The organism is uncultured Ruminococcus sp. (assembly GCF_934476685.1).
Lineage (GTDB): Bacteria > Bacillota > Clostridia > Oscillospirales > Ruminococcaceae > Hominimerdicola.
The window spans coordinates 1-21,967 of record NZ_CAKSNX010000016.1 but is presented as its reverse complement, the minus strand read 5'-3'; the positions used below and the strand labels follow the sequence as shown (position 1 = coordinate 21,967).

At 37.0% G+C, this 21,967-nt stretch carries 21 protein-coding genes; 4 read left to right on the top strand and 17 right to left on the bottom strand.

Annotated elements, in window-relative coordinates; genetic code table 11:
* Positions 1-17 precede the first annotated feature (17 nt).
* The gene (locus Q0E19_RS10775) at positions 18-1,091 is read left to right on the top strand and encodes an ATP-dependent 6-phosphofructokinase (RefSeq protein ID WP_294409526.1); all 1,074 of its coding nucleotides are present in this window, start codon (positions 18-20) and stop codon (positions 1,089-1,091) included.
* Positions 1,092-1,240: 149 nt separating this feature from the next.
* Here Q0E19_RS10775 and Q0E19_RS10770 read toward each other — a convergent pair whose 3' ends face one another.
* The 3 genes from Q0E19_RS10770 to Q0E19_RS10760 are packed head-to-tail and all read right to left on the bottom strand — an operon-like array spanning position 1,241 to position 4,649.
* Complete coding sequence (locus Q0E19_RS10770; RefSeq protein WP_294409525.1) at positions 1,241-2,572, bottom strand: triacylglycerol lipase; 1,332 nt, start codon at positions 2,570-2,572, stop codon at positions 1,241-1,243.
* A 32-nt stretch (positions 2,573-2,604) separates the two neighbouring features.
* The gene (locus Q0E19_RS10765; RefSeq protein WP_294409523.1) at positions 2,605-3,588 is read right to left on the bottom strand and encodes an ATP-binding protein; all 984 of its coding nucleotides are present in this window, start codon (positions 3,586-3,588) and stop codon (positions 2,605-2,607) included.
* Positions 3,585-4,649, bottom strand: coding sequence for a DnaD domain protein (locus Q0E19_RS10760; protein ID WP_294409522.1), 1,065 nt, complete (start codon positions 4,647-4,649; stop codon positions 3,585-3,587). The genes Q0E19_RS10765 and Q0E19_RS10760 overlap by 4 nt, the downstream gene beginning before the upstream one ends.
* 276 nt (positions 4,650-4,925) lie before the next feature.
* On the opposite strand from Q0E19_RS10760, the gene Q0E19_RS10755 reads away from it, so the two are divergent.
* Positions 4,926-6,863: a leucine-rich repeat domain-containing protein gene (locus Q0E19_RS10755; RefSeq protein WP_365905035.1), complete on the top strand. Its 1,938-nt coding sequence runs from the start codon at positions 4,926-4,928 to the stop codon at positions 6,861-6,863.
* Positions 6,864-6,940: 77 nt separating this feature from the next.
* On the opposite strand, the gene Q0E19_RS10750 is transcribed toward Q0E19_RS10755, so the two are convergent.
* The 10 genes from Q0E19_RS10750 to Q0E19_RS10705 all read right to left on the bottom strand — a co-directional run bounded on the left by Q0E19_RS10750 (position 6,941) and on the right by Q0E19_RS10705 (position 16,182).
* Complete coding sequence (locus Q0E19_RS10750) at positions 6,941-8,926, bottom strand: FtsX-like permease family protein (protein ID WP_294409533.1); 1,986 nt, start codon at positions 8,924-8,926, stop codon at positions 6,941-6,943.
* On the bottom strand, positions 8,919-9,695 hold the full coding sequence (locus Q0E19_RS10745) for an ABC transporter ATP-binding protein (protein WP_294409521.1): 777 nt from the start codon (positions 9,693-9,695) through the stop codon (positions 8,919-8,921). The genes Q0E19_RS10750 and Q0E19_RS10745 overlap by 8 nt, the downstream gene beginning before the upstream one ends.
* Positions 9,696-9,805: 110 nt before the next feature.
* Positions 9,806-10,813: a sensor histidine kinase gene (locus Q0E19_RS10740; RefSeq protein ID WP_294409520.1), complete on the bottom strand. Its 1,008-nt coding sequence runs from the start codon at positions 10,811-10,813 to the stop codon at positions 9,806-9,808.
* 6 nt (positions 10,814-10,819) lie between these two features.
* Positions 10,820-11,491, bottom strand: coding sequence for a response regulator transcription factor (locus tag Q0E19_RS10735; RefSeq protein ID WP_294409519.1), 672 nt, complete (start codon positions 11,489-11,491; stop codon positions 10,820-10,822).
* A 113-nt stretch (positions 11,492-11,604) separates the two neighbouring features.
* Positions 11,605-11,913: a Dabb family protein gene (locus tag Q0E19_RS10730; RefSeq protein ID WP_294409518.1), complete on the bottom strand. Its 309-nt coding sequence runs from the start codon at positions 11,911-11,913 to the stop codon at positions 11,605-11,607.
* Positions 11,914-12,158: 245 nt separating this feature from the next.
* The gene (locus tag Q0E19_RS10725; RefSeq protein ID WP_294409517.1) at positions 12,159-12,608 is read right to left on the bottom strand and encodes a hypothetical protein; all 450 of its coding nucleotides are present in this window, start codon (positions 12,606-12,608) and stop codon (positions 12,159-12,161) included.
* A gap of 11 nt (positions 12,609-12,619) precedes the next feature.
* The gene (locus Q0E19_RS10720) at positions 12,620-13,618 is read right to left on the bottom strand and encodes a toll/interleukin-1 receptor domain-containing protein (RefSeq protein ID WP_294409515.1); all 999 of its coding nucleotides are present in this window, start codon (positions 13,616-13,618) and stop codon (positions 12,620-12,622) included.
* A 411-nt stretch (positions 13,619-14,029) separates the two neighbouring features.
* The gene (locus Q0E19_RS10715; protein ID WP_294409513.1) at positions 14,030-14,680 is read right to left on the bottom strand and encodes a TIR domain-containing protein; all 651 of its coding nucleotides are present in this window, start codon (positions 14,678-14,680) and stop codon (positions 14,030-14,032) included.
* A 53-nt stretch (positions 14,681-14,733) separates the two neighbouring features.
* Positions 14,734-15,297: a hypothetical protein gene (locus Q0E19_RS10710; protein WP_294409511.1), complete on the bottom strand. Its 564-nt coding sequence runs from the start codon at positions 15,295-15,297 to the stop codon at positions 14,734-14,736.
* A 12-nt stretch (positions 15,298-15,309) separates the two neighbouring features.
* Positions 15,310-16,182 (bottom strand): macro domain-containing protein, encoded by an 873-nt coding sequence (locus Q0E19_RS10705; RefSeq protein ID WP_294409509.1) that lies wholly within the window; start codon positions 16,180-16,182, stop codon positions 15,310-15,312.
* 154 nt (positions 16,183-16,336) lie between these two features.
* Between Q0E19_RS10705 and Q0E19_RS10700 the strand changes: the two genes are divergently transcribed.
* Positions 16,337-17,065: a class I SAM-dependent methyltransferase gene (locus tag Q0E19_RS10700; protein WP_117927625.1), complete on the top strand. Its 729-nt coding sequence runs from the start codon at positions 16,337-16,339 to the stop codon at positions 17,063-17,065.
* Here the strand turns inward: Q0E19_RS10700 and Q0E19_RS10695 are convergent.
* Positions 17,040-18,038, bottom strand: coding sequence for a hypothetical protein (locus Q0E19_RS10695; RefSeq protein WP_294409508.1), 999 nt, complete (start codon positions 18,036-18,038; stop codon positions 17,040-17,042). The genes Q0E19_RS10700 and Q0E19_RS10695 overlap by 26 nt on opposite strands.
* Before the next feature lie 189 nt (positions 18,039-18,227).
* On the opposite strand from Q0E19_RS10695, the gene Q0E19_RS10690 reads away from it, so the two are divergent.
* On the top strand, positions 18,228-19,145 hold the full coding sequence (locus Q0E19_RS10690) for a tyrosine-type recombinase/integrase (RefSeq protein ID WP_117927627.1): 918 nt from the start codon (positions 18,228-18,230) through the stop codon (positions 19,143-19,145).
* A 43-nt stretch (positions 19,146-19,188) separates the two neighbouring features.
* On the opposite strand, the gene Q0E19_RS10685 is transcribed toward Q0E19_RS10690, so the two are convergent.
* From Q0E19_RS10685 to Q0E19_RS10675, 3 genes are all read right to left on the bottom strand, one after another.
* Positions 19,189-20,613, bottom strand: a complete 1,425-nt coding sequence (locus Q0E19_RS10685) for a deoxyguanosinetriphosphate triphosphohydrolase (protein WP_294409506.1) — start codon at positions 20,611-20,613, stop codon at positions 19,189-19,191.
* 369 nt (positions 20,614-20,982) lie between these two features.
* Positions 20,983-21,252 (bottom strand): hypothetical protein, encoded by a 270-nt coding sequence (locus tag Q0E19_RS10680; protein ID WP_294409505.1) that lies wholly within the window; start codon positions 21,250-21,252, stop codon positions 20,983-20,985.
* Between the two features lie 13 nt (positions 21,253-21,265).
* Positions 21,266-21,769 carry a gamma-glutamylcyclotransferase family protein gene (locus tag Q0E19_RS10675; RefSeq protein WP_294409504.1) on the bottom strand — a complete coding sequence of 168 codons (504 nt, stop codon included), beginning with the start codon at positions 21,767-21,769 and terminating at the stop codon, positions 21,266-21,268.
* Between the last annotated feature and the right edge of the window lie 198 nt (positions 21,770-21,967).

The following is a 21,967-nucleotide window of genomic DNA, read 5'->3' as shown; positions in this document are numbered from 1 at the left end:
GAAAGGAAGTAATTCATATGAAAAGAAGGATTGGAATTTTGACAAGCGGCGGCGACTGTCCGGGACTTAACGCAACTATCCGAGGCGTTGCTAAGGCTTGCTACGAAAAGTTCGGTTCGGACGTTGAGATCGTCGGCATAAATGACGGCTACTACGGACTTATCAATGGTATGTGCAAGGAAATGGAGCAGTCGGATTTTTCGGGCATACTCACCACGGGCGGAACTATCTTCGGCACAAAGCGTACTCCTTTCAAGAAAATGCAGGTCATTGAGGAGGACAACGTTGATAAAGTCAAGGCAATGAAAGATACATATAAAAAGCAGAAGCTTGACTGTCTGCTGACCCTTGGCGGAAACGGTACTCACAAGACCGCAAACCTCCTTTCCGAAGAAGGGCTTAACGTTATCGGACTTCCTAAGACTATCGACAACGACATCTGGGGAACAAGCGTTACATTCGGTTTCCACACAGCTGTTGACACAGCAACGGACGTTATCGACAGACTTCATTCCACAGCAAACTCCCACGGAAGAATACTTGTTGCTGAGATAATGGGCAACAAGGCAGGCTGGCTCACACTTTACTCAGGTATCGCAGGCGGAGCAGATATGATCGTTATTCCTGAGATACCATATGACATTGACAAGCTTGCAGAGGCTTGCGAGAAGAGAGCATCAAAGGGATTCTCAATAATGGCTGTTGCCGAGGGTGCATTTGACAAGGATGAGGCGAAAATGAAGAAGAAAGAACGTGCAAGAGTACGTTCGGAGCAGGGACTTACCACTGCGACTTCAAGGATTGCAAGACAGATCGAAGAAAAAACAGGCTGCGAAACAAGAGTTTGCATACCTGGACATATGCTCAGAGGCGGCAGTCCGTCAGCTTATGACCGTGTGCTTGCCACAAAGTTCGGTGTTCACGCAGCAGAGCTTATCGAAAAGCAGAAGTACGGCTATGCAGTTGCAATGATAAATGAAGTCGTTTCTGAAAACAAGCTTATCGACATTGCAGGCAAGACAAAGTTCGTTCCTGCCGACTGTCAGCTTGTAAAGACCGCAAAGGATCTTGGAATTTCATTTGGCGACTAAGATAATGTTAGGTAAATTTTATGATGATCTTTATTGCTTTACTCATTCTTCCATATTAGTGATTTTAAAAGCCGCAGGCAAATCTAAATAAAAATAGACGTCATACCGAAGCTCAAAAGCTTATCGGTATGACGTTTTTATTATACATATCAAAATCCCTTGTTTTTAAGATCCTTTACAAGGTCAACATAAAATTCTCTTACATCAAATCCGTCAATATTTTCTCTGAACAGATCTATCATATCACCATGTGAAATGCCACGCTTTCCGCTGTGGTTTATAATCATCGGCGACTCGCCCCACAGACCGGACTCAACTGTTACAAGTCCGTCATTTCCGCTGCCATGCTTTTTGTTGAGCATATATCCAAGGTTGAGCGGAAAACCTGCCGCCTTAACGCTGTTCATTTTTGACATAACAGCGTGATAGTACACACCCTCTGCATTTGGAGTCTGCTCATTGAAACGCTGACAGCTTGCATAGGTCAGCTCCTCCACTCCGTTTCTGAAGCTTGGCGCTGTATCACCCAGCACAGTAAAAAGCTTATTATATCGCCTGTCAACGAAATTGAAAAATCCGTCGGACACCTTTGCAAGTATGCCGTCCACAAATTTACAGCCGTAATGCGGAGTATTTATAGTAGTCAGAGAGGCGACATATTTATCCATACCCAGTCTTGATATAGCATAACGTGAATCAAGTCCGCCTTTGGAATGTGCAATGATGTTCAGCTTTTCTGCCCCTGTTTCATTTATGACACGCAAGATCTGATCTCTTAATTCTCCTGCGCTGACATCTACCCTGTTAGCCGACTGCTGTTTTCCGTAATAGATAGTTGCACCGTTTCGGATAAGCTCTTTCGGTATTCTTCCCCAGTAGTTGAGCAGCTGCCAATCTCTGAAAAATATTCCGTGTACCATAAGGATAGGATATTTTGTCTTACATATCTCGCTTTCACGTCTGACGTTATCGAGATCCTGTTTAGCCTGTTCAAATCTCAGCTCACGTTTTGATATCTTACATATGTGAGAAATTATAAACACGTTTATAACAGGCAGATACCAGGTGAAAAGCAGGATAATATACCATTTGATCTTGACCTGTCTTGAGTTTACGGCGGTTCTTATGATGCCGTTGAAAGCGGTTACGCCGATGAAGAAATAGCCGAACACGCCGTTTATTATCTGTCTGACTACCGAGCAGTCTGTGAATATTGCCGCAAGAACGATAACTGCGGTCTGTACCACCGACTGAACTATTGCACCCTCCAACAGGTATGCACCGTTCGCTATACCGTTCAGCTTTTTGTCCTCACGGCTTCTGCCGCCTGAAACTATGTTATATGTAATATAAAGTGTGCATAAAACACAGATCAGCAGAGCTTTTAATACACCGCTTATTGGCGTGAGCGTCCACAGCAAAATACAGTTAAAAAACAGTGCAAGCACTATCTGCCACAGACCAAATCCTAACTTTCTCATATTTTCCCCCTATAATTTTTAATTTCAGAAAACTATAATCTCATTCTGCGCTTTTCCTGACGAACGTCACTGCCGATAAACATTATCGGTGAAAAACAGCCTGTCAGTCTTGAAACTATTCTGTCATTGTATTTCTTATCAAGTTCTTTCATCGAAAGGTTGGTAGAAATTATAGTAGGTCTGCCGAGATTTACACGCTCGTTGATAATCTCATAAAGCACAGCATCGGTAAAATTCGTCTGGAATTCTGAGCCGAGATCGTCAAGTATAACAAGCTCCGCCCCGATGATGACACTAGTGGTATCCCCCTCTTTTCTTCTGAAACGCTCGTCCTCTATCTGTCGGAAAAGTTTGAGTATTGAGCCAAAGAATACGTTTCTGCCCTCGCTGAGCAGCTGTTTTGCTATGCAGGAGGAAAGGAAAGTCTTGCCTAGACCTGTCTTGCCGAAGAAGAAAAGCGACACAGAATTATCTGTAAAGTTATCCGCATAGGCTCTGCAATCCTTATAAACCGTACTCATTCTTTCACGGGGATTTGCATTGCCCGGTTCGTTGGGATAGAAATCTATTCTGAACTCGCTGAAATCGTGCAGGACGATAGAACACTGGGCATTAAGCTCGTCGGTAGTGTACTTTGCCAGCAGTTTTTCAAAACAGCCGCACCTTTTTCCGTCATGAAAACCCGTGTCATTGCACTTCGGACAGAAGTAGTGGTACTGGAGATAATCCTCAGGGTAGCCGAAAGATGTCAGCAGTTCATGTATCGTTCTCTGAGTTTGTAAATTTCTGTTTCTGATAGATGATATCTCGCTCTTTACATCTGAGTTGGTCTTTCCGCTGCCGATAAGCTTTATCATACCGAACCTTGCGGAGGTCAGAGAACGCTGCATAGCATATATCTCAGGTGCTTTGAACTGTATCTCCGCCATACGCTGCGCCCTTTCGTCCTCAGCCTTTATCTTGCGGGCGGCAAGGGTCTGCTCCGCTTTTTCAAAAGCGCCTTTGGTGTATATCATTTGTTACCGCTCCCTTCCGAACCGTTTGAACTGAGGCTGAAATTCATAGCGAAATTTTCATACTCATCGAGATCATATGAAGATTTTTCCTCTGAGCTGTTTTTATCCCAGCCGTTAAACTTGCTCTTATATTTTTCATCGCTCTTGCGGACCTGCTCGGCAGTTGAGATACTGCTGTTGGACCAGTTCATAAGTATGCCGTCGATATAGCTGAAATTCAGCTTGCCTTTTGCGTCCATACATTTATTGTATGCTATCTCCAGCAGCTCAACTGAAAATCCCAGCTTGTTCCACTTTGAGATATATTCTTTCTGACGTGAGGACGGCTTGCTTTCCATGCCGAAAATTTTCAGCACCTTGTTTTCAAAGTTCTTTATCTCGTTGGACTTTATTATCGCCTGCTCCACCTCGGCATAGGAGTTTATATCCTCCTCGAACCAACGCTGCATTACTGCGTAGAGGTATGCCACGCTGTGCTTTCCGATAGAGCTGCAATACTGCGCCGCAAGCAAAATCGTCGGCACATCGAAATGATAAAGTTCATAAAGCTCCACCAGTCTGCCAAGCTCCTTGCCGTTGATAGAGAATTTGAGGATACCCTGAATATCCGTTATTAGCTGTCTTAAATTCTTATCCTTTTCGGCTTTTTCCTTTATCTCACGCTGAGAATAATTTACAACCACCCTGCCTGCGGGAGCGGTTTTTGATACCTTGACCGCCTCAACAAGTGAAACAGGTTCGTTCCTCTCGGAGAAGCTGCCCGACGGCTGAGGGGCATTTCTGACAGGCTGTGGGCTTTCCGAAACGGCAGGCTGTGCCGCATTTGAGTTAAAGGATATTACTCCCCTCTGCTGCCAGTAAAGCACAGCGTCATCGACCTCGCTCTCAGCCACACCGCAGGTGCGTGAAATGGTCTGCGTGTCGGAATTTCTTCCCCCTGCAAGTATGCAGAGCAGGACTTTCACAAAATTCCCGTCCGCCTGTTTTATATGTTCATTCACCACGCTGTAAGGCACAGAAAACTCCGCACCCCAGCGGTCTATATCAAATCTGTAAATCATATATACAACTCCAAAAACGTTATGCCGCAGCAGCCGCAGAGCCGAAAATCATGCAGGATACTGTCTAATTTATTATACCACGTTATGTTTAATTTTGCAATATATATTGTCGAGTTGGCGGGATATGGCGGGCATTTTCATCAGTTATAATAAGGAATAATTGTGAAAAATGCATATATCATTGATGAATTTTTATTAATAATACGCTTGACATAAACAAAAAAATATTATACAATATTTACAGAAAATTATATAGAAAATTGGGAGGTATTAGAAATGAAAAAGATATTAGCCACAGCGTTGGCGGTTACACTCACATTCGGAACATTCGCTTTGCCTACTGTCGAAAGCGGAGTATGCTTAGCAGATAAATTTGCAGTTTCAGCAAGTGCAGAAACTTATGGTGATTATGAGTATGAAATACTTGATGACGGAACTGTTAATATAATACGGTATTATAGTAATAGCAATGATAAAGAAATTACTATTCCAAGTATCATTAATGGAAAGAAAGTAACAAGTATCGGAGAACGTGCTTTTTCTAGCTGCGCAAGCTTATCAAGCATAATAATTCCAGATAGTGTAACAAGTATTGGAGAACGTGCATTTTATAACTGTACAAGCTTAGTAAGTATAACAATTCCAGATAGTGTAACAAGTATTAGCAATTATACTTTTTATGGCTGTACAAGCTTAGCAAGCATAACCATTTCAGACAATATAACAAATATTGGCGATCATGCTTTTTATAGCTGTACAAGCTTAACAAGTATAACAATTCCAGATAGTGTAACAAGTATCGGATACTGTGCATTTTCTGGCTGTATAAGCTTAACAAGCATGACGATACCAGATGGTGTAACAAGAATTGATGGTGATACATTTTATAACTGTACAAGCTTAACAAGCATAACGATTCCAGATAGTGTAACAAGTATTTTTGATAGGGCATTTTATGGCTGTACAAGCTTAACAAGTATAACAATTCCAGATAGTGTTATAGGCATTGGTTGGCAAGTTTTTAAAGACTGTACAAATTTAACAAGTATAAACATACCATATGGTATTGAAAGTATTAATGCAAATAACTTTTCTGGCTGTACAAGCTTAAAAAGTATAAGTGTTGATTCTGATAATAATTATTATTCGTCAAAAGATGGAGTATTATTTAATAAAAATAAGACAAAATTGATTCAATACCCAATTGGAAACAGCAGAACGACATATAGTATTCCTAATAGCATTATGAGTGTCGATGATTTTAATTTTTTTGCTTGTACAAATTTAACAACCATAATCATTCCAAATAGTGTTAAAGATATTGGTCGTAGTGCCTTTTATGGATGTAGTAGTTTAACAAGTGTAATTATCCCAAACAGTATAACAAGCATAGGAACTTATGCGTTTGCTTTGTGTGACGCTTTAAAAAACATTTACTATAATGGTACAAAATCTGAATGGAAAAATATAGAGATAGATGAATGGGGCAATGAAATTCTCACAAATGCCACTATCCACTACAATTCCACAGGCGATAGCGACACACAGAAAGAGATCTCTTCCTGCACAATCTCACTCCCAACAGCAACCCAGTACTTCCGTGGCACAAGGATCAGACCTGTTGTAACTATCAAGGACGGAACAAAGGTACTGAAGAGCGGTACAGATTATACAGTTTCTTACACAAATAACCTCTCCGTAGGCAAGGCAACTGTAACTATCACAGGTAAGGGCGACTATACTGGAACTGTTACAAAGAATTTTGATATCGTTCAGCGTTCTATCGGTAACTGCGATGTTGAACTCGGTGCTGCAAATTACTACTTCAACGGCACTCGAATCAAGCCAACAGTAAAGGTATACTGCAACGGTGTTGAAATGTATAACGGCAACTATACTGTCGCATACAGCAATAATCTCTCCGCAGGCACAGCAACTATCACCCTCACAGGCAAGAAAAATCTCAAGGGTACAGTTACAAAAACCTTCAAGATCAACCCTAGAAATATCGCTAACTGCACTATAAGCCTTACTAAAAATTCAGCTAATAAATATCAGCCGACAGTAGCCGTAAAGATCGGTTCGACCTCTGTTTACAACGGCAACTACACTGTAAAGTACGTTACCTCAGCCGACAAGAAAACCGTCAAGGTAACACTCACAGGCAAGGGCAACCTCGCAGGTACAGTTACAAAAACTTACACAGTAGCTTAAATCGCATACAAAAAGGACTCCGTGGTTTTCGCCATAGAGTCCTTTTATTTTGCTGTCTTTTATATTTCTTATCTCTTTTATCTTTTTACTATCTTGTAGTAGACCTTTGCGGTGAGTCCGTAAACGACTGCGTATATTGCCGCAAATGCTCCGAAGCTTACAAGTGTGCAGGTGAAATAAAGCGTGTCATTCGTAAGTCCCATAAGTTTAAGTATCTTTGTTATCATCGGCAGGGCAAATGCAACGTGTACGCCCGATGTGATGAGCGGCAGGAAGAACACTGTGAGTATCTGCGAATGGATAGTGCTTTTGACTTCCTGATGCGTCATTCCGACCTTTTGCATTATATCGAAGCGCTGTTTATCGTCATAGCCCTCTGAGATCTGCTTGTAGTAGATAATGAGTATTGCCGCTATTGTGAAGAGAAGTCCAAGGAAAATCCCTATGAAGAATAGACCACCGTAGATTGCTGTAAAATCCGAAGCCATATCTGACTTGCATCTTATATAGCCGCCGCTGAGTACATCTTCATACAGCTTTGTTGAGAGTTCGAGCTGCTCGCTGTCGCTGAGTTCGCTGTCAAAGCCTATGAAATCCGTCATAAGGGAATAGCTATTGGTATACACCGACTTCTGCTGTTCATAAATACTTTCAAGCGTGTCAAAGTCATTCAGCATAATGTACAAATAAGATGTTCCGTCCTCAACAGATTCACCGAACGGAGTAAAATCCTCCAACTCGCCCTTTACGGCATATTTTTTATCATTGATAGTTATGCTGTCTGCATCGAAACTTCCCTTTTTTTGATAAATGTAGACTTCTCCGTCATTAAGAGCAAGTCCGCTGTGCGTTCTGCTGTAATCATCAAGTGTAACAAAATAAAGCTGACAGAGATCATTTACATCTGAAAGTGCTGCGTCCTGATAATTTTTGAATAAATATTCACCGCTGCTGTTTTTAAGAGCTGTCACTGAGAGGAATTTGTACACATTAAAATTGTTTGCTGTGCTGTCATTCTCTTTAATGCTTTTTACCAATTTCTTTTCAACAGCATCAAGGTCAGTATCATCATCGCTGCTGAATGAGTACACCTGAAAATCATAAGGGAAACGCTGCTGAACGATATCATCCACGCCGATAACAAGCGAACTTGTGGAGGATATCATGACCAGCACCATTGTGGACAGTATGCAGATATTGCCCAGACCAACAGCGTTCTGTTTCATTCTGTACATCATTCCCGAAACGCTGATGAAATGCTTTGTTTTATAATAAAATCTTTTGTTCTTTTTTAATAGTTTAAGTACAGCAATGCTGCCTGCTGTGAATATAAGATATGTTCCTACTATGACCAGTATGACTGCAACAAAAAATGCATTCAGCGCCTCGATAGGATTTGTAATTGAAACTGCAAGATAATAACCCATTCCAAGACAGCCTACCCCCAATATAGCCAGAATCCATTTTGCCTTCGGTTCTTTTTCTCCGACTGAACCGCCGTGCAGCAGCTCGATAGGCTTTGAGAAAGTTATCTGTCTGAGTGAATCAAGGTAGATAAGCAGGAATATTGCGGCAAAAAGTATAGCCATATTTCTTAAAGCAATTCCTGAAAAATAAAATTCTGGTATCGCTCCTGCATTTATCATTTTCGCTACCAGCAGGATCATAAGCTTGTCGAGGAGAAGTCCGAACAGCAGTCCGCCTACTGCTGTTATTGCATAAACATAAGCCGTTTCGATCAAGATGACCTTAGCGATATGCTTTTTCTCCATTCCGAGAATATTCCACAAGCCAATTTCCTTTTTACGTCTTTTCATAAGAAAACTGTTTGTGTAGAAAAGGAATATTACTGCAAATATTGCCGTTATCCATGTGCCAAGACCAAGTACCACCTGCACCGAATCCGCACCTTTAAGCTTTGCAAGATCCTCATTTAAAGCGAGAGAACTGATGATAAAGAACATTGCCGCAGTTATAACACTTGTGATGATAAAAGGAACATAGCTTTTTGCGTTCTTGCGGATATTCCCTGCGGCAAGTCTGAAATAAAGGCTCTTATTCATCGTTCTCACCGCTTTCGCCGCCTGTTGCAAGCAGTGTCAGAGTATCTGATATTTTCTGATACATCTGCTCATTGGTGCGTTCGCCACGGTATATCTGATGAAATACCTCACCGTCCTTTATGAAAAGCACTCTGCCTGCGTGGCTGGCGGCTTTGGTGGAATGTGTTACCATAAGTATAGTCTGACCGCTCTTGTTTATATCCGAAAAAACTTTAAGCAGGCTGTCGGTGGATTTTGAGTCAAGAGCGCCTGTCGGTTCGTCTGCAAGGATAAGCTTCGGTTTCATTATCAAGGCTCTTGCAACGGCGGCACGCTGTTTCTGTCCGCCGCTGACCTCATATGGATACTTTTTCAAAAGTTCCGTTATGCCAAGCAGCTTTGCTATGGGCGAAAGTCTATCTCTCATTTCCGTATATCCTGCACCCGAAAGCACCATAGGCAGATAAATATTATCTTCAAGGGTGAAATTATCAAGCAGGTTAAAATCCTGAAAAACGAAACCGAGATTGTTTCTTCTGAAAGATGAAAGCTCGCTGTCCTTTATCTTTGACATTTCAGTACCCTCAAGATTTACCTCTCCGTTTGTCGGCTTATCAAGAGCCGCAAGGATATTGAGCAGAGTGGTCTTACCAGAACCCGACTCACCCATTATTGCAACATACTCCCCTTGTTCAACGGAAAAATTCACGTTTCTAAGTGCCTTTACCTTGTTTGTGCCAAGCCTTGACGTATATATTTTTTCAAGACTTTTTACCTCCAATATAGTCATATTACTATCTCCTTCCTTTTGCTGTAACTATATTTTATCACAAACAAAGTATTTTCAAAATCTTATCGTGTGACATTTCGGGCTTTTATGTGACATTTTTGTAAGATGAGTTACTCCACATCAAACTTGTCCCTATGAAGGTCAATAGTAAATACGCTCCCCTTGCCTATCTCCGACTTAGCAGAGATCCTATGCCCCAGCATTTTCGCCGCCTTTTCACATAGATAAAGACCAAGACCTGTGGATTTTGAATTTTCACGTCCGTTATAACCGGTAAATCCCTTTTCAAATATTCTCGGTATATCCTCCTGCGCTATACCGATACCTGTATCTTTTACTGACAGAAGTTTTTCGTCACTTACGGATATCTCCACAAAGCCTTTTTCGGTATACTTCACCGCATTGGACAGCAGCTGTTCTATAATAAATGTCAGCCATTTCTCATCAGAAAGCACTTTTACATCTGTTCCGCTGTATTTGATCGTCAGCTTTTTTCTTATAAACTGTGCGGCATATCTTCTCACACAGCCTCTTATAACTTCATCAAGGTCAAGCTTCTTTATAACAAGGTCATTTGAGTTACTGTCAAGTCTGATATAGTTAAGTGCCATTTCCGCATACTGCTCAACTCTGAAAAGTTCCGCCGAAAGCTCCCTATGCTCATCGGTATCATCACTTTGAAGGATCATCTGCATTACAGATATAGGTGTTTTGATCTGATGCACCCAGGTAGTGTAATAATCCAGCGCCTCACTGCGCTCAGTCTGATAAGCCGTCATATTGTCACGATTTATCTTTCTCAGCTTTTCTATCATCATTATGTAATCCGACTCAACAGGATTTTTAGGTTCAGGCAGGCTTTCGTCCGTAATGCTTATATTGTCCATAAAAAGCATACGCTTTTTCCTTTTCACTGCAAAATTGATAAAATTTATTATCAGCACCGCCAGACCTATGACAGCACATATCACAAGAGCATACAGCACAGCCTCAAATTTCAGATCGTAAAGATAAAAAACCAGCGCAAAAACCGCTGCAAATATCACCGTCATAATGCCATAAAATCTGTATTGTCTGAGATAATCCGCAATTAATTTAAGTATTGATCTGTTTTCCATTTTACTCTACTCCAAAATATATCCGACGCCGACTTTTGTGGTTATAAAACCTTTAAGACCAATAGTTTCAAGCTTTTTACGCAGTCTTGTAACATTGACCGTAAGGGTATTTTCCTCCACATAGCAATCTATCTGCCAAAGCTTAGTCATAAGGGTTTCACGGCTGACAACTTTGCCTTTGCTTTCCATAAGAGTTTGAAGTATCTTAAAATCATTCTTCGTAAGCTGCAAGACCTTACCATTATACAAAAGCGACATATCGTTGAGATTAAGCACCGCACCTTTATACTCCAGCACAGGTATTTTTCCAGACATATCATAAACTCTCCGCAGCACAGCACCGATCTTTGCGGTCATAACACCGAGATCAATAGGCTTCGGGATAAAGTCATCGCCGCCCATATTCATCGCCATAACGATATTCATATTATCCGAAGCGGAAGAAATGAAAATAACAGGTACATTAGAAATTTTTCTTATCTCGCTGCACCAATGATACCCGTTAAAAAATGGCAGCATAATATCCACAAGCACCAGATGGGGATCATATTCAATAAATTCTTCCGTTACCTTCTGAAAATTTCTTACACATACAGCCTCATAACCCCATACCTCAAGCTGTTTCTTTATTGCCGCCGACAAGCCGCTGTCATCTTCAATTATCATTATTTTATACATTTATGTTGTCCTTTCAAAAAATCTTTTTATTTGATTATATCTTTTATTTGCGTCTTTGTCAATAAAGTTAAAAACGCAGCCAAGCTTTTACCGCCTGACTGCATTGAGCAATATTACATTTTTTCGTCAGCTTTAACGTCACCGCAAAGTCTGTCGGTCACTATATCCATGCAGCGTTCTCTGTGAGCAACATGAAGCGGGTGGTCCTTAAAACCTTTAAGCGCATTTTCATCAGTAAACTCAGAATAGAATACAAGATCATATCCGCCAGCAAAATTTTTGCCTATCTCAGCGTGTATAAGTCCATCAATATGACCATTCATAGTTTCCACAGAATTCTGAAGAAAAACAAGCACTTCATCTTCACTATGTTCATTCTTTACTTTTTCAGTAAAATTCCAAAACAGAATATGTCTTATCATAATATCCTCCTTACATTTAATGTATATACAGCAAAAAGTCCTGTAAATTCAGCATTTACAGGACGAATATTTGTGTTGCGACTATAAAATAGATGAATGACAGAAGCAACATTTTTATCAATATAAAATAAGAAACTTATTGTACGTTAAAAGTTTGGATATAATTGAAGATAAATGAAAAAATTATATGGTAAATAAGGTGATAATAATTTATGATAGGAAGGTTAACAATTGTGAATGTTTAATCATTTGCAACAAAAGGCTTTAATATAATCAAATAAATTATGAAAAGTAAATTTGCTATATTTAATTGTTACATTGTGATAAATTTTATCAAGTTCCAAAGCCATGTATGGAAGAGCATTTTTATCTGAAGAAATGATTAGTATTTTTTTCCCTTTTGCAAGTGCGTATCCTAATTCAATCAAAGCACTACTAACAACTCTTTGTGGATATAATAATATGAAATATTCTGAATTTAAAACATTATTAAAATCTTTTGCTGCTGAAGCTGCAGGACTATCATAATCAGCAATATCATCTAAGTTTGTTATTTCACAATAAACATTGCCAAATATGTTGGTGCGATTAATTTCAACTACAATTTCTTCTATTAATTTTTTATACATTTTATAATCGTTCTTGTTTAAAAAACCTGCTATAGGTGTAGCAATAAAAATATTATTAATTGACATAATCCTCTCCTTTATTCTATGTTGAAAAGATCACGACCATTCATAATAATGCGATCTTCAATATCTTTAAAATTTTTGTATTCAAATATTTTTATATTATTTATTGTATCTGCCTCCCTCAACATAAAAGGGAGTTTTTTCTTGTGTTTTGTAAAAACGACAATATTTTTGGTTAATGCAATTGCATATCCAATTTCTAATAATACACTGGAGGCAATGCTTTTAGGATAGATAGCTAGTAAGCATTCAGCAGATTTCAATTTTTTGAAGTTTTTATTAATTGCTTTGTTTTCTCCTTCAAATTGTGTATTACTCTCAATTTCCGTTCCAGGATAAATTATTTCTTGAAATCCTAGTTCACATAATTGGGTTTTCAAAGATAGTATATCACTACGTAATTGTTTATATTCCTCATCGTTTTTTATGCTATTCATTGGCGAACTAATAAAAATACTGTCTTTGGAAACTGTTCGAATCGATTTAGGATATATATAGGCTGAACCGAAAAATCCAGAAATGCTTAATTGATGTATAGAATCTTTGATCTTATCGTTGAATTCATTATACAAAGAAGAGAGGATAGTTTCTAATTGTTTCTTTGTGCTATTTTGAAACTCACAAAATGAACGGATGTCAAAAATCATTTTGTTAAATCCTTCTCTTGAATATTTTATGCGATTATAATGATACAATGGATGGTCTTCTTTAATATTAACTTCAAAAAGAAAAGGGATAACTCGTTTGTCTTCGTATTTCATTGCCATGGCTCCAGATTCAAACAAAACCCATGGAGCATTAGTATTTTCTTTTGTCAAAACAATAATTGCACAACAGCTATTATTTAAATGAGATTTAATTGATGGAAACCACTCTGTGCCTGATTCGATATCTTTCTCCGACATAAAAACTGTGATATCTTCATTCTCAAACGCTAATTCTAATATGGATTTAAGATTACTGGCGATAATTTTGCTATGTTCTCCTGACCAACTAATAAACATCTCCGTCATATTAATTACTCCTATCACTATAAATTGAGATTCAACAATTAATTTCCTTTATAATTAAGCAACTCATATCATTTTAGAGAGTGTATGAATTCAGTATAACTTTTGGGGTGCGTTTGTATTTCAACAACATCGTTTAATTTCTTTTTAAATAATCATAAATTAGATTTTATAAAATATGAATACATACAATTTTCCCCTGATAAAATGTTGTATTATGTCTATATCAAAATAAAGATTATTTGAAACTACAATAGTATCATCAACATCATGAGAAAAAGCAATAATCTTTAGGTTATTATATTTTATGTATTATAACTCTGGAATTATAGAGTATGTAGTTCAATGAGAAAGGAAATCCTTATGATATAAGACAAAGGAATGCGGACAATAATAATTGACGTTTTAATATGTTCAAATTTTGGCAGAATCAATATTATACCCCTGACGAGAAAGTTCTCGAATCAGATATACAGTTACTTCATCCACTTTGTTCTGGAATGGAATATATATTAATCCTTGTATATCTGAAGGTTTTTCGAAATCTTTTGCTTCCTTTAAAAGTATGGCAACTTTTTCTCTGCCAAGCCGTGCAAGAAACATTCCCAGTTCAAGAACCACATTCTGTCTAACACGAGATCTAAAATCGTCTTCTGTTTTAGCTCTTCCGTCATCATCTGGAGTTGCTAATACTATTGCATACCCAACTTCATCACTATACTCTTCAAGTTTTTCAATTATGGTTTGTCCGCTTGACGCTTGTTGATCAAGTATTATTGGCTCTAAATCCCAACGTCGCAACAAAGCTTCAAGTTGTGTTCGTGCGATATCATCATGTCCATAAACAACAAATATTTTTCTATTATTATGGACTGTAATATCTCCAAGAATCGCCTTTATATCATCTTGGTTTTTACCCTGAACGACATATTTCCCACTGTTATAACAGTTTATAATGCCTCCATTATTTAATAATAAACTTCTTCCATGAGGAATATCCTTTGTTTTTTCAACAGTAATTTTATTGCTTGAATTTATCTTTTCCATTATTTCTTTATAATCCATACTATGTTCCTCTCTTAAATGTGCATTAAATTAAACCTACTTATTTTTATTCTTTATTTTAAATATCCCCACGAAATATACGTATTTTTCGTATATGTGTGATGTGATCCAGTAAGTAAATTGTTCCCTGTACTATGAACTGAAAATTGATTTATAGCACACATAATAGCCTTTTCTTTAAATGCAATATGTATAGCTTTAGCTGTACCATTGTCAATTCGTTCCTTAAGAGCCTTAGGCCATCTGCTTGCGTATGTAGTTGAATCTAAAACATAATTGCAACCGGTGTATGCCACTATAATAGGGATTTTATATAAATCTACAACCTTTTCTATTTCAAAATTCAGCATTCCTCTGTCGTAATTTGTGCTGTTGGACAAGATAAGCAACATATTTTTTGAGCTTCTCATTCTTTCCATAAGTCGATTTTCTAAAGTTATTCTCTTACTATTATCAAGAACCCTATAGGTTTTTAAATGGCTGTCACTAAAATGCAGCTCATACTTTTTATTTTGATTCCAGCTTCGAAGCAAACCTAAATACTTCAAGTCACTTTCAGTAGGATTAGTTGTGCCCTGTCCATCGAAAGCAATATATGTACCATTTCTATAAGCCATAATGTTTCCTCCTTATATATCGGTTATTGCTATTTCATTTTTATTATTCTTATCAACTATTATTGTCGTTTTAGACTTCAAATGCTCTTTTGATATTTTAGTTAATGCAACTACAGCCTCAAGGGCTTCTTTTTTCGTAAGACCGGTTCTTGCCATGCTTGTCCCCATAGGATACAAATATAAGTTCATACCCTGTCCATGCGTATCATAGTATTCAAATAGCTTTAACATACATTCAACATATTGATGCTTGTTACAATGTGCTTTACAATGCATATCAAACTCAGTTAATGCCATTAGAAAAAATGTTACTCCATTATTACCAGGAATTCTAGCTATTGTTCCTAGAGGGTAACGCATCAAATTACCATGATTCTTATCTGTTCTTGTCAACTGAGTGTACTGTACATTTAATTCTTGTAATGATGCTTTAATCGAATCTTCTAATAAACGTTGATCACTTTCATTATGGACAAAATGTTTTAGAAATTGGCCATGAACAGAATGTTCCCTAATTAAATTCTGATTTATAGTCATATCAAAGCAACAATTTACAGCTATAACCACTATTCTTTCCTCTTCTGTTTTTTTAGGAAATGCTATTTTCATTAAATCATCGTATTTGACCTTGATTTCAACATCATCCTGCGCAAACACAGTAATTTCATTTGAGAAGAATATTCCCCATATTATAGCAATAATACCACAAAAGATGAGTAATGAAATAAGTAAAATTACTTTTCTGTTCGTATCATTTTCTTCTATACCAAGCACTTCCCAGCCTACAAACATCTGTACGATCGAGATGATCCCAAAAATTATAGAAGTGAGTATAGTAAATCGTGAACCTATATACTTTAAATTGTTTTTAATTCTTTGAAACATTGGTACCTCCTCAGAAATGTTAGAAATGTAAAATATTTACAAATATAAGTTTTGAATCTAGGTATAGATAAGCTTGTTTAGTTTGCTAATAATTTCTTCTCATCACACTTCAACACAGGATAACTTCAAATTATATTATGTAAGGTGACCTTTTATGAATAATAACCATTTAAATAAAGAAGAAATTGCGCAAATGTATAACGAAATGCATGAAATATGGCCAGATGATGACAAATGGTATAGTTATACACATAATTGTATAGTAAAATATATAAATTCTCAAAAGGAACTGATGAATTTGTCAGATGAGTCTTTAATATTAAATCTCGGTTCTGGGGGCAATGAATATAATATTAATGGCATACACTATCATGTAGACATTGCCGAAGAAAAAATTAAACATTGCAAAAACTTTATTGTTTCTTCTGCCGAAAATACACCTTTTAATGATAATTTTTTTGATGGAGGGATTTGTGTAGGATCAGTTATAAATTATTGTGACCCATTTGCAGTAATTAGCGAAATAAGTAGGACATTAAAAAAAGGTGGATATTTTATAATTGATTTTGAGCAAAGCGAAAGTTGGCAATTTTACGGACAAAAAGAATATAAAAGTGAAGCGACAATAATTCATTCATTTAATAGTGGATATGAAGATAAAATATGGGTTTTTTCTTATTCATATATAGTGGGAATTCTCAAAACCTATTCACTAAAGATTATAAATGTCGAAAGGTTTCATTTGTTGAGTCCATTACTATACAGATATACAAAAGATGAAAATAAATCAGCCAAATTTGCGAAGTTCGATTCGTTCCTTAAATGCCTCCCATGTATTAGAAATAAATCTTGCAATATCATTTTAACAGTTCAAAAAGTTTAGAGAACACTGGCAAATTTTTAATTATTTTTGCTGCTTTCGAATCAGATAAGGCTACAAAAGAAAACACTATAAATACTACTGCTACTGACACTAATGCAATAGTTGTTAATTGAACATTTAGTTCTTTCGCAAAAAACAGAACCCCCAGTACCACAATAATAACAATTATTGTATATATTAAAGCGTTTTGAATAGACTTAGTTTTTGAAGGAATGCTTTTATCATCAGATGAATAGGAGTGCTTTTTATTATACCCATTCATTATGACATACTCCTCATTCAATGAGCTGGTTATCATGCTCAAATAACCCTCATATTTCTTTAGATAGTCTTGTTTTTCAGAAATATCAATGAAGGGATCATCCCATGCTTGATAATACAAATATACAGTTTTAACAATTGAAATGTATGTATTATTTTTTATTTGGCTCAACCCCAATACTTTTTGGTATATCATTAGTAGTGATTCTTTTTCGCTTTCCTCATTTGTTTTTTCAAGCATAGGGTGAACATATAGACAATTTGCTACTTTAAAATTTTCAAGTTCATACATCTTTATTTCTGAAAGGTATATTTTTGTTGAATCATATTTGCACAGAATTTCTTTTGTTATAAAGTCGTAATCCAAACCCTGCTTATTAATATAATCTACTATTAACCAGTAAAAAGAATAAAAAGCACTATTTGAATTGTATTGCTTATCTATTGCAATATAATCTATTAGTAATGTTCGGCTTTTCTTAATATATGCCAGTTCTGCATATCCAATTACAATGTCATTTGATAATAAAACAAAGAAAAACAAATCTCCTAACGCAAACTTTTTGTAATGGTCTATCCAATATTTAATTTCATTAGTGCTTGTTTTTTGTATATATTCAACTGACTGTGTATAAATCTTCATGGCTTCAAAATATTCCGAACATTTTGAGGAGGTCAAACGCATTAATTTATAATCCACATTATTATTCATAAAAGGTCACCTTACATAATATAATTTGAAGTTATCCTGTGTTGAGTTTTGATAATACTATTATACACCAATTTTTCTTCAAAATCAACATAATCTCGCAGATTTTTCCAAGAAATTCATCGACACTATTCGACAAAAAGCGTATTACAATATATAATAGAATTATTCCCAAACGAAGGAGTAGCTATCATGATAAACTTAAACCTGCAAATAGAACGATTTCTTAACTACTGCATGTCCAGAAAAGCTCTGAATGAAAAAACCATTAAGGCTTACAGAATCGATCTTAGGCAATTCTCTGAATATACAGACAACACATTTTCCAAAGAGATGATTTGCCGATACATCGACATACTTCACGAACGATTCAAGCCCAAGACGGTAAAGCGAAAAATCGCTTCCATCAAAGCGTTTACTCATTATCTTTTAATTGAAGACGTAATTGAAATCAATCCATTCAACAAAATTGATGTTTCCTTTCAAGAACCTACAATTCTTCCCAAAACGATCCCCCTCAATATAATCAACAGTCTGCTAACGTGTGCTTACAATTCATTTTCACAGGCTGAAACAGATTATCAAAAACGCTGCACGACTCGTGACATTGCAATTCTTGAAATTCTCTTTGCAACCGGAGCCAGGGTATCTGAAATTTGCAATCTGACACCCACATCTGTAGATTTGACGAATCACACCATCAAGATTTTCGGAAAAGGTTCTAAAGAACGGATGATACAGATTGAAAATACCGATGTTTTAAGGGTGCTTCAATCTTATTATGATCTATTTCAAGAGGACATAAAGACGTGTGGATTCTTCTTTGTCAACAAACTGCATCATCGTCTCACTGAGCAATCAGTTCGTGAAATCATTCGAAAATACACAGCTATGACCGAATACGATATACATATAACACCGCACATGTTTCGTCATTCATTTGCCACTTTGCTTCTTGACGAAGATGTTGACATTCGTTACATACAGAAGCTATTGGGGCACAGTTCCATCACAACCACACAAATTTATACCCATGTTGCTATGGCAAAACAAAAAGAAATTCTTTCTGTCAAGCATCCAAGAAATAAGATAAGGGTTAACGCAAAATAATATACAATTATCATTCGTTAAAAATCTCTCCAAAGATTTATAATCACTCGATCCCACTTAGTTCCTGATAAAGTCTTTTTGCATAACTGTCAGTCATACCGCAAACAAAATCCGTAACCAGAAGCAGTTTGAGATAAAGCTTTTCCTTGTCATTTTTATCTGCGGAATATATAGAATATATCTCACGATAATTCTCGGAAACAATGCTCATGAGCCTGTCCTCCATAGGCGAAAGCTCTGATTTCGTATCATAATGAACCGCCGCAGGAATGAAATTGTCAAGCAAAAAGTTGATGATCTTACCTGCCGAAATCTCCATTTTGAGTATCGGCTTAGAACGGAAAACATACTCATATGCTATACATCCTAAAGCCTTTGACATAGCATTTCCATAGGACACAGCAAGCACCTCTTTAGTGAATGTGCCGTCCATTATGCTTCTGTAATTCTTTGTAAAACCATACGAAGCACAGTATAAAAGATTTCCCTGCACACTGATAACCCAATTCTGGACTGCATTAAGTTCCGGATCCGTTATTCTCTTAGCTTTTGCATTCTGATATTTAGTTTCCAGCAAACTAATCATATTGGTATAATTTTTTCTCTCGTTTTCGTCGACACATTCAGATATGTATTTCTCACTTCTTAATTTTTCAATAAGCTGATGATAACTCAGAAAACCCTTCTTTACGGCATCCTCTATGTCAGCGGTCAGATAAGCTATATCATCTGCGGCTTCAAGCAGATATGTAAGCGGATATCGGCAATCTACTGCACCGGTTGAAGATGTAATATCGTCAAACAGATCTTTTTCGGCAAGGTAATAACCCATTTTCTTGGTTTTTATATCACCACTGTGCCTATCTGTTTCACAGGAAGAAACGGGATACTTTATCAGCGTATTGAGCAAAGCATAAGTCAGGTGCATACCGTTTTCGTCAACAAGATAATGCAGCTTAGTCAGCAATCGAAGAGCTTGAGCATTACCCTCAAAATGAAGCAGATCGTTTTTCATCTGCTCATCTAAATATTCATCAAGCACAGTCCCGTCAAATTCAATTTTTGTTAGATTCGATTCAAACCAATTCCTTATGGAATCTTCACCAAAATGTCCGAAAGGAGGATTACCTATATCGTGCAGCAGACCTGCACATTCAAGTATACTGCACGCCTTATCCTTAATTTCAGTAGTAAGTTCCTTGTCAATATCTTTATCGATCAAATACTGAAAAGCAGTCTGTCCCAATGATTTTGCAAAAGAAGAAACTTCAAGTGAATGAGTAAGTCTTGTACGGACAAAATCACTTTTATCCAACGGAAAAACCTGTGTTTTATCCTGCAAGCGCCTGAACGAAGCACTGCATATTATTCTATGATAATCTTTTTGAAATTCATTGCGTAAATCTTTACTATTTTTAGATTTTGATTTAGACTGACGTTTTTCACATAAAAGCTGTTCCCAATTCATTACAAAACCCTCACTTTTTTATTTAAATATGCAAAAGCATTTGCATTATCTTTTATTACTTTCATGTTTTATTCTGCCAATTATAACTCTAACAACATTTGCTCCCAACAGAAATTTATATTTTGCTGAAACTTGATGCGAGATACCAAATTGTTTGCGAAAGACCGGAATTGTAGACTTTAAACATAAAGATTCAACTAATTGTATAAACTTATTATAAATATCTACATTAGATTTGTCAATAAATATGGCATAAGATGCAGTTTTTTGACGCAAACTGCATCTTATTGTTCATTTTTAGATAATATATTGTGTAAAAGTCGATAATTATGTTCGGTCCAAATGAATTTGTCCAAACTGCACATCCGTTTATTTGCCATTAAATTCGTCTAACATTCTCCGGTACTCCTTCTCCTCACAGTCGATGTAATCTTTAGCAAACTGTACCGCTTCCTCAAAACTGTTTTTCAACAGTTCAAAATCCACCGCCGCCGAAAAAATATCGATCTCAGTCTTTTTGGATTCATCCGCAAAAACTTCAATAGTAAAGCCGTTACAGCGAATATCATTTCCGTTCTTATCCTCCCGATTAAGATTTGTATCGGGAGTAATTTTCACATAAAATCCTTTGTATCTCATAGCTGCAAGCCTCCTAAAATTTCATCTGCATATCGTCGTCATAATCGTAATCTTCATCAAAATCCTCATCGAATTCATCATTTACAGAACACTCAAGCTGCAACGAATTCTCCAAAGCAGTTTGAAGATATTTCTCATCCAGACCGTTCTCTCTGTAACCCTGCAAAATCGTATTGTAGTACTGCTGACTTGGCGGAGAAAGCTTACCATAATTCATCAGATATGCCATGCCATCATATTGTTTGCTATCCAAATCAAAAGACATTGTTTCCTGCCTATAAAGCCTCGGGTAGCCTTCATAACGATTTAAAGCAGGCAAATCTCTTTCATCGAGTTTCCAGATCAAAACGGGAACGGTCGCGCCTTTTTGAGGAACAATCGTTGCAACGCCTCTGAACTCCAATTCATAATCCTTGATTTTCGATGTTCCCACAACCTTTGAATGCGGACACCGATATGCCATTTGCTCCAAGTTGATGTTGCTTCCGTAAGCAATGTATAGCTGTTTATTTTTCATTTGCGACCTCCTATCACATAGACATTTCCATGCCCATTTCTTCATCTTCTTCAAAATCCTCACATTCGCTTTCTGACGGCTCGAAATTTTCATCGGGTGTTATCTCGCTTCCTTCTGAAACTGTGTATTGTCAACCCCAAATAGTACAGAAATTATTTAGCCGAATGGGAAGCTTTGAATTGAACAGGAGAGAGATAA

Bases quoted from the DNA above. Each gene is read 5' to 3' on its own strand.
- Q0E19_RS10775 (WP_294409526.1), top strand. From the start codon at position 18: ATGAAAAGAAGGATTGGAATTTTGACAAGCGGCGGCGACTGTCCGGGA.
- Q0E19_RS10770 (WP_294409525.1), bottom strand. From the start codon at position 2,572: ATGAGAAAGTTAGGATTTGGTCTGTGGCAGATAGTGCTTGCACTGTTT.
- Q0E19_RS10765 (WP_294409523.1), bottom strand. From the start codon at position 3,588: ATGATATACACCAAAGGCGCTTTTGAAAAAGCGGAGCAGACCCTTGCC.
- Q0E19_RS10760 (WP_294409522.1), bottom strand. From the start codon at position 4,649: ATGATTTACAGATTTGATATAGACCGCTGGGGTGCGGAGTTTTCTGTG.
- Q0E19_RS10755 (WP_365905035.1), top strand. From the start codon at position 4,926: ATGAAAAAGATATTAGCCACAGCGTTGGCGGTTACACTCACATTCGGA.
- Q0E19_RS10750 (WP_294409533.1), bottom strand. From the start codon at position 8,926: ATGAATAAGAGCCTTTATTTCAGACTTGCCGCAGGGAATATCCGCAAG.
- Q0E19_RS10745 (WP_294409521.1), bottom strand. From the start codon at position 9,695: ATGACTATATTGGAGGTAAAAAGTCTTGAAAAAATATATACGTCAAGG.
- Q0E19_RS10740 (WP_294409520.1), bottom strand. From the start codon at position 10,813: ATGGAAAACAGATCAATACTTAAATTAATTGCGGATTATCTCAGACAA.
- Q0E19_RS10735 (WP_294409519.1), bottom strand. From the start codon at position 11,491: ATGTATAAAATAATGATAATTGAAGATGACAGCGGCTTGTCGGCGGCA.
- Q0E19_RS10730 (WP_294409518.1), bottom strand. From the start codon at position 11,913: ATGATAAGACATATTCTGTTTTGGAATTTTACTGAAAAAGTAAAGAAT.
- Q0E19_RS10725 (WP_294409517.1), bottom strand. From the start codon at position 12,608: ATGTCAATTAATAATATTTTTATTGCTACACCTATAGCAGGTTTTTTA.
- Q0E19_RS10720 (WP_294409515.1), bottom strand. From the start codon at position 13,618: ATGACGGAGATGTTTATTAGTTGGTCAGGAGAACATAGCAAAATTATC.
- Q0E19_RS10715 (WP_294409513.1), bottom strand. From the start codon at position 14,680: ATGGATTATAAAGAAATAATGGAAAAGATAAATTCAAGCAATAAAATT.
- Q0E19_RS10710 (WP_294409511.1), bottom strand. From the start codon at position 15,297: ATGGCTTATAGAAATGGTACATATATTGCTTTCGATGGACAGGGCACA.
- Q0E19_RS10705 (WP_294409509.1), bottom strand. From the start codon at position 16,182: ATGTTTCAAAGAATTAAAAACAATTTAAAGTATATAGGTTCACGATTT.
- Q0E19_RS10700 (WP_117927625.1), top strand. From the start codon at position 16,337: ATGAATAATAACCATTTAAATAAAGAAGAAATTGCGCAAATGTATAAC.
- Q0E19_RS10695 (WP_294409508.1), bottom strand. From the start codon at position 18,038: ATGAATAATAATGTGGATTATAAATTAATGCGTTTGACCTCCTCAAAA.
- Q0E19_RS10690 (WP_117927627.1), top strand. From the start codon at position 18,228: ATGATAAACTTAAACCTGCAAATAGAACGATTTCTTAACTACTGCATG.
- Q0E19_RS10685 (WP_294409506.1), bottom strand. From the start codon at position 20,613: ATGAATTGGGAACAGCTTTTATGTGAAAAACGTCAGTCTAAATCAAAA.
- Q0E19_RS10680 (WP_294409505.1), bottom strand. From the start codon at position 21,252: ATGAGATACAAAGGATTTTATGTGAAAATTACTCCCGATACAAATCTT.
- Q0E19_RS10675 (WP_294409504.1), bottom strand. From the start codon at position 21,769: ATGAAAAATAAACAGCTATACATTGCTTACGGAAGCAACATCAACTTG.